12 protein-coding genes are annotated in these 13429 nt (G+C 62.4%); 4 read left to right on the forward strand and 8 right to left on the reverse strand.

The features are described 5' to 3' along the window. Positions 1-96 precede the first annotated feature (96 nt). The 5 genes from ACEK02_RS30550 to mgtE form a co-directional block, all read right to left on the reverse strand. The gene (locus ACEK02_RS30550) at positions 97-633 is read right to left on the reverse strand and encodes a hypothetical protein (RefSeq protein ID WP_371425198.1); all 537 of its coding nucleotides are present in this window, start codon (positions 631-633) and stop codon (positions 97-99) included. Positions 634-765: 132 nt separating this feature from the next. Continuing rightward, positions 766-1584, reverse strand: a complete 819-nt coding sequence (locus ACEK02_RS30555) for an aldo/keto reductase (RefSeq protein ID WP_371425480.1) — start codon at positions 1582-1584, stop codon at positions 766-768. Positions 1585-1679: 95 nt separating this feature from the next. Beyond that, on the reverse strand, positions 1680-2000 hold the full coding sequence (locus ACEK02_RS30560) for a helix-turn-helix domain-containing protein (protein ID WP_371425200.1): 321 nt from the start codon (positions 1998-2000) through the stop codon (positions 1680-1682). Between the two features lie 178 nt (positions 2001-2178). Further along, positions 2179-3402, reverse strand: a complete 1224-nt coding sequence (locus tag ACEK02_RS30565) for a CaiB/BaiF CoA transferase family protein (RefSeq protein WP_371425202.1) — start codon at positions 3400-3402, stop codon at positions 2179-2181. Positions 3403-3724: 322 nt separating this feature from the next. Beyond that, positions 3725-5155: a magnesium transporter gene (mgtE, locus tag ACEK02_RS30570; protein WP_371425204.1), complete on the reverse strand. Its 1431-nt coding sequence runs from the start codon at positions 5153-5155 to the stop codon at positions 3725-3727. 136 nt (positions 5156-5291) lie between these two features. Between mgtE and ACEK02_RS30575 the strand changes: the two genes are divergently transcribed. Beyond that, complete coding sequence (locus ACEK02_RS30575; protein ID WP_371425207.1) at positions 5292-6119, forward strand: polysaccharide deacetylase family protein; 828 nt, start codon at positions 5292-5294, stop codon at positions 6117-6119. Between the two features lie 105 nt (positions 6120-6224). Beyond that, positions 6225-7523, forward strand: a complete 1299-nt coding sequence (locus tag ACEK02_RS30580; RefSeq protein WP_371425209.1) for a polysaccharide deacetylase family protein — start codon at positions 6225-6227, stop codon at positions 7521-7523. A gap of 6 nt (positions 7524-7529) precedes the next feature. On the opposite strand, the gene ACEK02_RS30585 is transcribed toward ACEK02_RS30580, so the two are convergent. Beyond that, the gene (locus ACEK02_RS30585; protein ID WP_371425211.1) at positions 7530-7904 is read right to left on the reverse strand and encodes a hypothetical protein; all 375 of its coding nucleotides are present in this window, start codon (positions 7902-7904) and stop codon (positions 7530-7532) included. Between the two features lie 460 nt (positions 7905-8364). On the opposite strand from ACEK02_RS30585, the gene ACEK02_RS30590 reads away from it, so the two are divergent. After that, the gene (locus tag ACEK02_RS30590; RefSeq protein ID WP_371425213.1) at positions 8365-9549 is read left to right on the forward strand and encodes an MFS transporter; all 1185 of its coding nucleotides are present in this window, start codon (positions 8365-8367) and stop codon (positions 9547-9549) included. A gap of 248 nt (positions 9550-9797) precedes the next feature. Further along, positions 9798-10100 (forward strand): hypothetical protein, encoded by a 303-nt coding sequence (locus ACEK02_RS30595; protein ID WP_371425215.1) that lies wholly within the window; start codon positions 9798-9800, stop codon positions 10098-10100. A gap of 200 nt (positions 10101-10300) precedes the next feature. On the opposite strand, the gene ACEK02_RS30600 is transcribed toward ACEK02_RS30595, so the two are convergent. Further along, a complete protein-coding gene (locus ACEK02_RS30600; RefSeq protein WP_371425217.1) occupies positions 10301-11296 on the reverse strand; it encodes a UDP-glucuronic acid decarboxylase family protein in 996 nt (331 codons plus the stop codon). 92 nt (positions 11297-11388) lie between these two features. Beyond that, positions 11389-13128: a substrate-binding domain-containing protein gene (locus ACEK02_RS30605; RefSeq protein WP_371425219.1), complete on the reverse strand. Its 1740-nt coding sequence runs from the start codon at positions 13126-13128 to the stop codon at positions 11389-11391. Positions 13129-13429 lie beyond the last annotated feature (301 nt).

The raw sequence follows: 13429 nt of genomic DNA on the forward strand, positions 1-13429 counted from the left end.
TCTGTAAGATCAATGCGGCAAATGCAGGCTGGCCTGATGGATCAATCCCATTTCGAGCAACAAAGCCGCTGCCGGAGGTGAGCCGATGCCGTACATCTAGGGCGAAGGTGGCGAAGGATGATTAGCCTCGCCGGGTGTCTTGCCTGCGCTGCAGGGCGCGGCGCCGTCGATCAACCGAGCGCCCGTCAGACGCCATAGCAATCCGACCGCGCCGGTGACGACAAACAAAATCGCCAGCGGAAGCAGCACGAAGAAGGCGAAAGCCCGTTCGCCGAACATTTCGTCATACCAACTCCAATCAGTGCATTCCCACTTCGCGGTTGTCCCGCTTGGGAAGATGATGTCGAAGTGGCCAACCGAGTGCAACGCTGTGACTATTCCAGCGGCAACGCTCAGCCAGAAGAAGCGGGATACGGAAATTCCGACAATCTGAAACATGAGTAGAACAAGCCAAGGCCACGAAAGGCCGAGGTGCTCCTTCAAGACGCCGATGGGCGTGGCGGAACGGAAGCAGGAAGTCACTTCATTCCTGATCACATCAGCAAAATAAAGCTGGCTGAGAAGCAACGATAGCGTCGTGGCGACGATGGCCCCGATCGCTACCCAAAATCTGAGCCGCGCAGCTTTTGCCACAAGATTTCACCGCTTGATCAAGCTGAGAAAATCAGCCGAGAAAAACGGTAGCGCCAGTCAAAGAAACAAATGTGAATATCATAGGTGCCCTCGAAACGACTGACTTCCATGTCAATTTGCTGCGAGCAACCGTCAATCCCATTTCGGCGCGAAGCCGTAGTCGGTCAGCCGCCCCTTCGGATGCGCCAGCTGCGAAATCCGCGACATCTCGGTTTCGGACAGCATGAAATCGAACACGTCGATATTCTCCGACAGGCGCTCGACCTTGGAGGTGCGCGGGATCGCTACCGCGCCCTGCTGTACCAGCCAGCGCAGGCAGACCTGCGCCGCGCTCTTGCCATGTGCCTTGCCGATGTCAGCAAGCGTTTCATCGCCGCGGACACTGCCCTGGGCGATCGGGCTGTAGGCGACCATGGCCAGACCATTCTGCCGGCAGGCCTCGCGTACTTTCGCCTGGTCGAGATAGGGATGATATTCGACCTGATCGCAGACCAGCGGCGCGGGACATGCGGCCACCGCCTGTTCGATCAGCGCCACGGTGAAATTCGACAGGCCGATATGTCTGGTCAGGCCCATTTGCTTCGCATGGGCCAGCGCGCCGAGCGTTTCCTCCAGCGGCACCTGTGGGTTCGGCCAGTGCAGCAACAACAGATCGACCTCGGTCATCCGCAGCCGCGTCAGGCTCTCCTTCACGGAACGTTCGAGATTGTGGGGCGCGAAATGCGTCGTCCAGATCTTTGTGGTGACGAACATCTCGTCGCGGCGAATGCGCGATGCACGGATGCCCTCGCCGACATCGCGCTCGTTTTCATAGACCTGTGCGGTGTCGATGTGGCGATAGCCGAGCCGGATCGCCTGCTCGACGACGCGGGCACAAACGCGGCCGCGCAATTCCCATGTCCCGAGGCCAATGGCCGGGATGCGGGCGCCGTTTGCCTCCACGAACTGCATCATCTTCGCCTCTCACAGAGGAACGATACGAGCGCCGCAAGCCTTTCCTGGACATGGCCGGCGCGTCAGCGCCAACGATTATCCACCACGATTGTTCAGGCGTCCGCAGCAACCGGCGCGAGCGCCGCAAATACCGTCTCGGGCGCGTGAGCGATCACCGCCAGCAAGGCACGGGCCGGACCGCGCGGCATGCGCTTGCCCTGCTCCCAGTTGCGGATGGTCTCGACGGGAACGCCGAGACGCGCGGCAAATTCCATCTGGGTCAGCTGCGCACGGCGGCGCAGATCGCGAACTTCTGCCTCGCCGGGCCGCACCGCGACCGGCTCCGGCGCAACAGGCATATCGGGAACCAGCGGCACCTCGTGCCCGTCCCGCAATTCGACAATCCGACCGTCAGCCTTCAACCGCAAGCGCATGTTCGACCTCATTGCGCGTGATGGTCGGCGATTACCGTTAAGGAGCGGTGAAGACGCGAACTACACCGCTGCCCCTCTCCACCCGCGTTGACGTCCAAGTAGCCCGAAGCTGGAATTCACACTGCGCGATCGGCTGGGGCGATCCTGGCAATGCGGCACGGTGCAGCTCGACAGCGGTCTAGACGACGCCCGTCTTTCTCAGCGCGGCAATCCGTTCGCCGTCGTAGCCGATGGTGGACAGGATTTCGTCCGTGTTGGAGCCGAGAAGTGGCGGCGCGCGATATTCGGTAATCGGCGTGCCCGAAAACATCAGCGGATTTCGTACCAGCGAAAGCGCAGGCTCGAAGGGATGGTTTGAGCTCACGCGCATGCCGCGGGACTTCACATGAGGGTCCGCGAAAACCTGATCGAAGTCGTTGATCGGGCCGGACGGTACGCCGACCGCCTCCAGACGCTCCAGCCAGTAGGCGACCGGCTGCTTCAGGAAAAGACCGGCGAAGATGGCCATGATCTCCTTGCCGTGCTGGACACGATCGTTGTTCTTCAGGAAGCGCGGATCCTTGGCCAGGTCCGGCTCTCCGAGCACTTCGCATGTCCGCTGGAACTGGCCGTCATTGCCGTTCACGATCATCACCTCGCCGTCGGTGCAACGGAAGACGCCGGCGGGCATGCCGCCATTGCCCCATGTTCCGCGGCGCGGCGGGACTTTGCCGTGGATGAGATAGGGTTGGAGCCAGTGCGACAGCGAGGCGATCACGGTATCGAACAGACAAGCATCGATCTGCTGTCCCTCGCCGCCGCCAGCGTCGCGGTGATAGAGCGCGGACATCACGCCGATGGTGGCGTTCAGGCCGGTCATATAGTCCACGATCGAAGGACCGACCTTCATGGGGCCTTCGCCGGGCTCGCCGTCGAGATGGCCCGTCACGCTCATGAGACCGCCCATCGCCTGCAGGATCGCATCATAGCCGGCACGCGTGGCATAGGGACCGGTTTGTCCGAAGCCTGTGACGGAGCAGTAGACGATGCGCGGGTTGATGGCTTTGATCGCGTCATAGTCGAGGCCATAACGCTTGAGGTCGCCGACCTTGTAGTTTTCCAACAAGACGTCGGCCGTCTTGGCGAGTTCGCGAATGATCTCCTGGCCTTCAGGCTTGGCCACATTGACCGTGACCGACTTCTTGTTGCGGTTGGCGCAGAGATAGAACCCATTGTCGCGTCTGCTGCCGTCCGGATCGTTCAGATAAGGAGGGCCGAATGCGCGGGAATCGTCACCGCTTCCGGGTCTCTCGATCTTGATGACTTCGGCGCCGAAATCACCGAGCATCTGCCCTGCGATCGGGCCGGCAAGCACCCGAGTCATATCGATAACCTTGATACCCGAGAGCGGCAGAGCCGGCATGCATTCCTCCTGTTATATCGATGCGTCACGTCCGCCACGGTGAACGTGTGGAGCGAGCGCTTACAGGAAAATCACCCCGATTGCACTGCTTTGTGAGCATGAGGGCTATCCCATTCAAGCGGGCACGGAACAGCGCTCTGGATTTCCGGACGCCGAAATTTCAAGACTGAGCAGCCCCTACGCATTGTCAGGGGTAAGACCGCATCCAGAGTAAGACCGACCGCTTTGCGCCAGAAGGAGACATGAGCGCGGCGTCGCGCAGGCAACAGCGTTCAGCTCTTGCTTGCCAGTCTCACGACGGCTGAAACGTCGCGAACGATCCCTACTTCAGCCCGAACCACAGCGTCGCGATTCCCAGGAAAGCGAAGAAGCCCACCACATCGGTCACCGTGGTTACGAATGTCCCGGAGGCAACCGCAGGGTCGGCTCTCACCCGTTCCAGCACCATCGGGATCAGGATGCCGCCGAGTGCGCCGGCGATCAGATTGCAGATCATTGCGAGGCCGATGACGATGCCAAGGCCGGGCGTCTTGAACCAGGCAAAGGCGGCGATGCCGGTGATCAAGGCAAAGGCCAATCCGTTGATCAGGCCGACAAGGCCTTCGCGGATCACGATACGCATCGCGTTATTGGGATTGAGCTGCCGCGTCGCCAATGCGCGCACCGCGACCGTCATGGTCTGGGTCGCGGCATTGCCGCCCTGGCTGGCGACGATGGGCGCCAGCACCGCCAGTGCCACCATCTGCTGCAACTGGTCCTCGAACAGGCCCAGCACCGACGACGCGATGAAAGCGGTGGCGAGGTTGATGAGCAGCCAGGTAAAGCGGCCCTTGGCGATGGTCCAGAAATTGTCCGACAGTTCTTCGTCCGACGTGACGCCGCCGAGCGCCTTGAGGTCCTCGTCGGCCTCCTCCTCGATGACGTCGACGACATCGTCGATGGTGATGACGCCGACCAGGCGATCGTCGGTATCGACGACGGGCGCCGCGACAAGATTGTACTTGCCGAACATCCGCGCCACTTCCTCCTGATCGTCCAGTACCGAGACGCGGCGGCGGTCCTCGTCGATCAGGTCGGCCAGCGGCACCGGACGGCGCGCGCGCAACAGCGCGTCCAGCGATACTGCGCCCTGCCAGCGCTGGTCGGCATCGACGGAATAGATCTCGTAGAACCGGTCCGGCAGGTCCGGGGTCTCGCGCATGTAGTCGATGGCCTGACCGACATTCCAGTCCGGCGGCATCGCGATGAACTCGGTCTGCATGCGCCGGCCGGCGGAGTTCTCGGGGTAAGTGAGGCTGCGCTCGAGCGCCACGCGCTCGGACAGCGGCAGCTTCTCGAGGATCTCGTCCTGGACCTCCTCGTCGACGCCTTGAAGCAGTTCGACGGCATCGTCGGAATCGAGTTCGCGAACGCCCTCGGCCACGGTTTCCGGCGGCAGATCCTCGAGCAGCTCCTCACGAACGGTGTCGTCGACCTCGTTCAGCGCCGAAAAGTCGAAATCGGCGCCGGTCAGCTCGATCAGGCTGATGCGTTCATCGGCGTCGAGGGCTTCGATCAGGTCGCCGAGATCGGCCTCATGCAGCTCGCCGACGATCTCCTTGAGAAATGCGGTATCGGCAACCTGAACCGCGTGCGAGATCGCCTCGACAAATTCGGGGCGAATGTCGCCGTCATCGTTGCGCATCGGCATCCTGTCGAGCGCCGACAATCCCTCGGGAGCGACCGGTTGAGCGAGATCGACATCATCGGCCATGCCGCACCTCGCCTGCTTGTTTGGGGGGTGACGGAGCTAGCGCTATCCCCTGGGAAATGCGCTAATCCATCTGTGAACAGAAGCTCGCATCAGGCATTACCCAATGCGCAATGCCTGATGCAATCGGAAAAACGCGGTGCGCGAAATCAGCGGCCGGGAAAGTGTCGTGATCGTGTTGAAGGCCGCCATCCTTGCCTTGATTGCTTCCACCATCGCCGCCCATGCCGAGGATTGCCCGCGCAAGGATACGCTCGGCACCGCGCGCATTCTCACGGTGGATCCCAGGACCTATCCGCGCGTCGGAACCCAGAGTTTTCCGGATACGCTGCCGCTGCAAGACCACGAGGTCGTGCTGACCTTCGACGATGGCCCGCATGCGCCGACCACGACGAAGATTCTCACGGCGCTGTCCCGCGAATGTGTTCGTGCGACCTTCTTCCTGATCGGCCAGAGCGCCACGGCCAATGCCTCGCTGGTGAAACGCATGGCCGCCGAAGGACACACCATCGGCCATCACACCCTGGCCCATGCCGACCTCAAGAAGATCAGCAATTCAGCCGCCGTCGAACAGATCGACCGCGGCATCAGCGCCGACGAAATGGCCCTGAACGGCAAGGCCACCACCGTGCCGACCACGCCGTTCTTCCGGTTCCCCTATTTCGAGTCGACACCGGCCCTGCTGGACCTGCTGCAGTCCCGCCAGATCGCAGTGTTCGGCGCGGATTTCTGGGCCAGCGACTGGAACCCCATGACTCCGCAGCAGCAGCTGGAGCTGATTACCGGTCGCCTGAAGGCCGCCGGGCGGGGAATCATCCTGTTTCACGACACCAAGGCGCAGACTGCCGCGATGCTGCCCGATTTCCTGCGCTATCTCCGGGAGAACCGCTACCGGGTCGTCCATATCGTGCCACCTGACGCCGGCACCCCGGCCCGCTCCGGCTCCCAACAGAGCAAATCCCAATAGACGGTATGCGGAAAATACCGTCGGCGGGCCGATATGATTAACATTGCGTTCACAGCCGCCCCGGTAACTTCGCGGCTGACATCAAAGCGAGTGACGGATCGACTAATGGACAAGGCGACGACTGACCGGGCGCGACGCCTTCTGTGCCTGAGCCTGCTCACCGGCCTGACCCTGTTCACCGCCGCCGCAGCCTCCACCACCCGTGCCTTGTCGGCCGAAGCGTGCCCCGGCAATCCCGACGCGCTCGGCACCTCGCGCACCATCGTGGTCGACCCTCGAGAGCACACCAAGATCGGCACCATGCAATATGCCGAGACGCTGCCGCTCCGGGACAAGGAGGTCGTTCTGACTTTCGACGACGGCCCGATCCCGAAGCACTCGAACGCGATCCTGGATATTCTCGCCTCCGAATGCGTGAAGGCGACCTTCTTCATCATCGGCCGGATGGCGAAGGAACATCCCGAAGGCGTGCGCAAGCTGATCGCGCTCGGCCATACCGTCGGCACCCATAGCCAGAACCACCCGCTCAGCATGAACCGCATGCCGATCGAGAAGGCGCAGCAGGAAATCGAGGACGGCATCGCCAACACCACGGCGGCGCTCGGTGACCCCGCGCTGCTGTCGCCGTTCTTCCGCATTCCCGGCCTGCTGCGCGCGAGTGCGGTCGAGGACTATCTCGCGTCACGCGGGATCCAGACCTGGAGCGCCGATTTTCCGGCCGACGACTGGCGCCATGTGTCACCGCAGAAGGTCCATGACCTCGCGATCTCGCGCATTGCCGCCAAGGGCAAGGGCATCCTCTTGCTGCATGATATCCAGCCGCGCACCGTGGCCGCCCTGCCCCGCATCCTGCGCGACCTCAAGGCTGGCGGCTATCACATCGTCCATGTCGAGGCGGCGACGCCGGGCAAGCCCAAGACACCCACGGAGCCGCAGCAGTGGCAGTTGCATCCGGTGTCGGAGACCGTGGCCGTCACGCGCTGGCACAAGGTGCCGACCTTCGCCTTCGCCCATGACGACATGCTGCCCGTGCCCACGATCTCCGCTTCCGACCAGATGCTGTCGCTGACCGAGAATTTCGATCGCGTGCGCCGGCCGCGCAGTGCCGTGTCGCTGCCCGAACCGGCGCCATGGCCGCGCAACGCGACGCTGCATGCGATGACCAGCAGCGCCTCGCTGCCGGTGCCGGCCTCAGACCTGTTCGAGATTTCAGAGCACCGCAACCAGCCGATCAACGCATTGATCCGGCTGCCGCATCACGCGCAGCAGACCGTTCCGGTCCGCGCCGCTCAGTCAGACGCCATCGGAAAACTGATCTCGATCGATGCCAGCGCCGCCAGGCGCACCATCCCCGGCGCCATTCCGCCGGGCCTGCATCCGACCGCGACCGCCGCCCCGCGCTGAGCGCGATTATTCGGTGACGATCTTGGCGATGCACAGCACCACGATGATGCCGAGGAACAGCAGGTCGATATAGGACTTCATCTCGCCGGCCTGACGCAGGTCGACGACGTCCTTCACGACCGCCTTGCGCGACGCCACGGCGGAGGGGCCTTCACCGGCCAGTCCGCCAAGCCGCCGTGCTTCAAGCTCGAGCTTCTCGATCGCCTTGAAGAAGACGAATGTGCGCAGCGCCGAGATCGCGCGCAGGGCGGCATAGGCCAGCACCAGAGCTGCCACGATGGCGCGCTGCTGATAGGTGCCGACGAAATTCAGGCTGAAAAAGACCAGCGCCAGAAAGGCAAAGTTGGAGAGGAAACGATAGGCATAGCTCAGATATTTCATGACCACCCCGGCAGATCGACGCTCCCGGCCTTGCTTGACTGCCGGATGGCGGCGTTGCTACCGGCAAGTCGTTACCTGAGCGCTAAAGGATGATGACAACTGCAATGCATCTGCGCCTTTCATCGCGAACCACTCACCGACTTTTATCAATGGAAGGTGCGGGACGGACCTGGCAGCACGGAGCCGGCCAGACGAACGACGAATGGCTGGCATCGTCCGGCCAGCACGGCGACCTCCGCGGCTGCTTCGGCACCGATGTCACGGCGTCATGTTCGGACATCGCAACATAGGCCCATCGTGCAGCAGCGCTTCCCGCCTTGTACAACCTTGACAGCAGAACGGGGTTCGACGTAACCAGCCGTCATTGCTGGGTGTGCCCCCGCCGTAAGCGTTAACGTCACTCAACGTGCTCAGCTCCGGACAGCCCCAACGTGGCTGGCCGCCTCGAAAGCACGTCGACATGAACCAGAACGCTCCCCTTCGATCCAGACCCGCACCGCTCAGCCGCGACGACCGCAAGAGCCTGATCAAGCAGGTCGCGATCGTGTTTTTCGGCTTCCTCTCGGTCGGCCTGCCGCTGCCGCCGATCTCGCTCTACATCCATGACCAGCTCGGCTTCAGCGCCGGCGTGATCGGCTTCGCCATCGGCCTCCAGTCGGTGGTGACGGTGCTCACCCGCCATCGCGCCGGTACGCTCAGCGATCGCCACGGTGCGCGTCACGCGATCCGGCTCGGCCTGCCGCTGTCGGCGCTGGCCGGCCTGTTCTATCTGCTCGCTGCCACCCTGCCGCTGCCGGCCGAAGGCAAACTCGCGCTGCTGCTGACCGGGCGTGTCGCGCTCGGCTTCGGCGAAAGCCTGTTCATCACCGGCACCATGAGCTGGTGCATCGGACGGCTCGGTCCGCAGCGCACCGGCCTGGTGATGTCGTGGCAGGGCATCGCCATGTATTCGGCGATTGGACTGGGCGCGCCGATCGGCCTCGCGGTCTACGCATCGATCGGCTTTGCCGGCATCGGCGTGCTTGCGGCGCTATCGCCTTTGGTTGCACTGGCCATCGCCTATACGATCCCGGACGTTCCGGTGTCGGGCAGCACCGAACGCACGCCGTTCTACAAGGTGATCGGCCTGATCTGGCGCTCCGGCACGGTGCTGTTCCTGGCTACCATTCCCTTCGCGGGCATCACCGGGTTTCTGGCACTGACCTATGTGGAGCGTGGCTGGTCCGGCGCCGGCATCGCGCTGGCGGCGTTCTCGACGGGCTTCATCGTCCTGCGCCTGGTCGGGAGCCACCTGCCCGACCAGTTCGGCGGCGCCCGCGTCGCCATGGTGTCGCTGGCGATCGAAGCGCTCGGTCAGGCGCTGATCTGGCTCTCGACAGGCCCCGTGCTCGCACTGCTCGGCGCGCTGGTCACCGGCATCGGCTTCTCGCTGATCTTCCCCTCGATGGGCGTCGAGGCCACGCGCCGCGTGCCCATCGAACAGCGCGGCCGCGCGGTGGCGAATTTCATCGCCTTCTTCGATCTGGCCATCGGCCTGACGGCGCCCGCGGTCGGCTATGCCACCGGGCTGTTTGGCTATGGCGCGACATTCGTGATCGGCGCTGTCGCGGCGCTCTGCGCGCTGGTGCTGGCGTCGAGCGGCTGAGACCAGGCCGCCCCCTGCCTTGCTTCCTTGTGTCTGCATCGCCAGGCGATTGAAGCGGGACTAGCCGCCGGCCGCTGCCGGGATCGGCTCGCACGCCATTGACCCGATCAAATTGAAGCTAGCTTTTTCGCTCATTCGAAACCCTGAGATGGCAAACGGCCGGCCCGCTTCATAAAGAAACACCACCTGTAGGTGAGTGACTGCTACTTGGAGCATCCAGTTGTTGCTGGATGTTTCGGAGAGATGCGGTGAACGCGCGCGGTGCTCGCAACCTTAATACGTCGCTTGATACGTCGCTTGGCTTTCTGGTCACCATCACCACTCACGTAGCACTTCTGGCGCGCGGCGGCGCAACAGCCAGACGGCTCATGAAGCTCGTGTGGTCCGTCATCATCGGCCTGACGATGGTCGACATGGTATGGCTGGCCATGACGGACCTTCAGTTGGCTCCATCCAGCTGGATAGCAATCGTCCGGGGAATCTCGTTCAGCCTGTTTTTGATTCCTTCCGGATCGTTTCGCTCTGGCGACACCCTGGCTGGCGCGACCTAGCGCCTGTCCCACCAACACTCCACTTCGCGGCGCGATCACATGAGGGATCGGCTGGTGCTCAACGACACCACAATCGTGACAAGGCCGGCTCCATTCTGCGGCAACATGTCTATCTATAGACAATTCTCGACCGTGTTCGCGAAGCGCCAGACGAACTTGTTTTTGTTTTTCTTTCCACGCTATCCCGCTGCGGAATGTCATTACACCGCAACTCTAATCTTTGGAACACCAAGACACTCACGAAAATAGCCGATGGTCTCGATCAGGCCGTCGGCCAGGGCAACCTTGGGCTGCCAGCCAAGCAGCGACCGCGCCAGCGCGATGTCGGGCCGGCGTTGACGCGGATCATCCGGCGGCAGTTGCCGGAATTCGAGCTTCGAACGCGAACCGGTCAGCGCGATCACCATCTCGGCCAACTGGCGAATGGTAAATTCCGCTGGATTGCCGAGATTGATTGGTCCAGTGATGTCATCGGGCGTCGCCATCAGGCGCACGATCGCATCGACCAGATCGGTGACATAGCAGAACGAACGCGTCTGCGAGCCATCGCCGTAGATGGTGATCGGCTCGTTCTGCAGTGCCTGGACGATGAAGTTCGACACCACCCGACCGTCATTGGGATGCATGCGCGGCCCATAGGTGTTGAAGATACGGGCGACCTTGATGGCGACGCGGTGCTGGCGCCGATAATCGAAGAACAGCGTTTCTGCCGCCCGCTTGCCTTCGTCGTAGCACGCGCGGGTGCCAAGCGGATTGACGTTGCCCCAATAAGTCTCCGGTTGCGGATGAACGGTGGGATCGCCATAGACCTCGCTGGTCGATGCCTGAAATATCCTGGCCCCTGTGCGTTTGGCGAGGCCAAGCATGTTAATCGCGCCGTGCACGCTGGTCTTCAACGTCTGCACCGGATCGAACTGGTAGTGCACTGGCGAGGCCGGACAGGCCAGATTGTAGATCTGGTCAATCTCGACATAGAGCGGAAGCGTCACGTCGTGGCGCAGCGTCTCGAAGCCCGGCTGCCCAGCGAGATGAGCGATATTCTGCCGCCGGCCGGTATAGTAATTGTCGACGCAGAGAACTTCCTGGCCATCTTCAATCAGACGGTCGCACAGATGCGAACCGATGAAGCCGGCGCCTCCCGTCACCAGAATGCGGGAAGCGGACAGGCTGGATGCGGACGTCTGCGCAAAGGCCATGGCAATCTCTCACGGGAAACGGTTTGACCGATTGAAACCTGCCGCCTCGTGCGAGGCAGCAGGTCGTTGGCATTGAAGCGCGTGGCTAAGGGTCAGCCGCCCGCCATAGTGGCGCAGGTGCCGCTGCCGGCCGCCTCGATCGTATTCGCCTTGGTTCGGGCCGCCGCTCGGAGAGCCGTCGGAAGAGCTCCGAAGCCGTTCTGGGCGAGAATCTCCTTCGCAACGGAGTTTGCTGGCGGCGACGTGGCATCGGGTTCGAAATACCAGTTCAAGAAGTCTTTGATCCGCGTGGCACGGACGATCGCACCGCCGTCAGCACGATAGCAGCTATAGGCTGCTCCGAATGCCGTTCCCACGATCGGATAGCTGTTTGCTGCGGTCGGAATGCCGAGCTTGGACAGACCGGTGATGGTCACACCGCCATTAACCGTGGCCGGCCAAACCTGGCCATACACGTTCCAGTCGTTGTGCGTGGCTCCCGCGGCGGGCACCGTCAGACTGCCAAACGCGACGTCCGCACCGGCCGGGGTCGGCGGGATGAATGTCGGCGCGTTGCTGCCGCCCGACGACGCGGCCGGCAGATAGGTCCCGGCCACCCGGAGCGCCTCGTTCTGCACGCTCGCCGACAGCGGAGCATAGCTCGCTACCGATGCCGACAGATAAGGCTGGGTGAAGTCCGCGCTCAGATAGCCGATGCGCCCGTTAAAGGTGCTCCCACCCGACGAGTTGTTGATGGCCTGCGCCACGTTCTGACTTCCGTCGGTAGCGACCCAATTGGTGGTACGACCGGCACCGGGGAATGCAGCGTTGATATTGGCGATCAGCTGACTGAACGAGTTCGACGGCAGGCTGCCCGTGAATATCTGGGCGTATTTGTTGCTGCCGTCATCGAGTTGCGGGCAGACGCTCTTCAGGTAGTTGGTGATGATGAAAGACGTGCCGCTGCCGTCCGAGCGATGGACGACCTTGATCGGCAGCGAGCTGCCGGAATAAGCCACGGCGGCGCTCGACCCGCCCCCAATATTGGCGGCGTTGAAAGCCTGCGTGGACAGAGCGCCAGAACTGTTGATGAAGCTGATGGAGCCCGTGCTGTTCCAGTTCGTCACTGCGCCGGAGAAGATCGCGCAGATCTGGGCCGTGCTGAGCTGGATGGCTCCGCCCGCGTTCGACGGCGTCGACGAGGCAGACTTGACCGTGAGGGTGTTGGTGTTGATCGCGATCGCCACCGGTGCCTCGATCAGCGGCAACTGGATCGGCGCGCCGAAAGCGGCGGTTGCGTAGGTCGTGGTCACCGAGCCGGTCGCCGTGACGGGAGAGAACGTCGTCGTGGTCGTCACCCAGTTCGCGCTCGGAGTGAATGTGACGAACGACGTCGTGACCGGAGCGGCGGCCGAGGACAGCGGCGAGTCGCTCGCACCGAAATCGATGTTCGGATAGGGATAGGTCGAGAGCGGCCCGCCGGTTTCATCGACATAGACCGGCGGCTTGGCCGGCATGGCAATGGTCGGCGTTGGGCTGCCGAGGAACAGCTGATGCGGATCGTTGGAAATGAAACCGCGGAAGCCATTGCCGCTGCCAACAGCAGCATATTGTCCCTGCACGTCGGGTGACAGCGGGCATGTCGCAGGCGGATTGGCGTTCGGATCGAGCGGCGTGCCGTAGCAATCCATTATCTGGCGCATAGCCAGCGAGACGAGCGAGCTGCCGCCGCCATAAATGCCGTCGAGGGCGTTGGCCGGCTGCATTGCAGACGAGCCGATCAGTGCTGCGGTCGAGAGCGCCAGCACCGATGCGGTGCCGTGCAGGCGCATTGTTCTGAAGTGCCGTGACATCGAGATGCTCCTAGGGTTTGCGTGACAACATGCGGCAGCGCTCCCGCGCGGGCGGGTGGCCATTCTCTCCGATGAATGCTTTATTGATCAGATTGAATCTGGTGAATGCCGGCTAGTTAAAAGTATTCTGAAGATGGAATTGACACATCCATCTTAGTAATACTTTTAATATCACCGCTCTTCCGCCGTCGCATCTGTTAGACATCTTTGATATCTCTCCAGCGAATGATTTTCATATAACATTTACTTTTGTTTTCTTTCGATCGAGCTATGCTGGTGCTGCTTCATGGCAGCATCACCG

This window comes from Tardiphaga sp. (assembly GCF_041424195.1).
Taxonomy (GTDB): domain Bacteria; phylum Pseudomonadota; class Alphaproteobacteria; order Rhizobiales; family Xanthobacteraceae; genus Tardiphaga.

Coding starts and splice junctions, on each gene's coding strand:
- ACEK02_RS30555 (WP_371425480.1), bottom strand. CDS start 1,584: ATGCAGTTCGTGGAGGCAAACGGCGCCCGCATCCCGGCCATTGGCCTC.
- ACEK02_RS30560 (WP_371425200.1), bottom strand. CDS start 2,000: ATGCGCTTGCGGTTGAAGGCTGACGGTCGGATTGTCGAATTGCGGGAC.
- ACEK02_RS30565 (WP_371425202.1), bottom strand. CDS start 3,402: ATGCCGGCTCTGCCGCTCTCGGGTATCAAGGTTATCGATATGACTCGG.
- mgtE (WP_371425204.1), bottom strand. CDS start 5,155: ATGGCCGATGATGTCGATCTCGCTCAACCGGTCGCTCCCGAGGGATTG.
- ACEK02_RS30580 (WP_371425209.1), top strand. CDS start 6,225: ATGGACAAGGCGACGACTGACCGGGCGCGACGCCTTCTGTGCCTGAGC.
- ACEK02_RS30585 (WP_371425211.1), bottom strand. CDS start 7,904: ATGAAATATCTGAGCTATGCCTATCGTTTCCTCTCCAACTTTGCCTTT.
- ACEK02_RS30590 (WP_371425213.1), top strand. CDS start 8,365: ATGAACCAGAACGCTCCCCTTCGATCCAGACCCGCACCGCTCAGCCGC.
- ACEK02_RS30600 (WP_371425217.1), bottom strand. CDS start 11,296: ATGGCCTTTGCGCAGACGTCCGCATCCAGCCTGTCCGCTTCCCGCATT.
- ACEK02_RS30605 (WP_371425219.1), bottom strand. CDS start 13,128: ATGTCACGGCACTTCAGAACAATGCGCCTGCACGGCACCGCATCGGTG.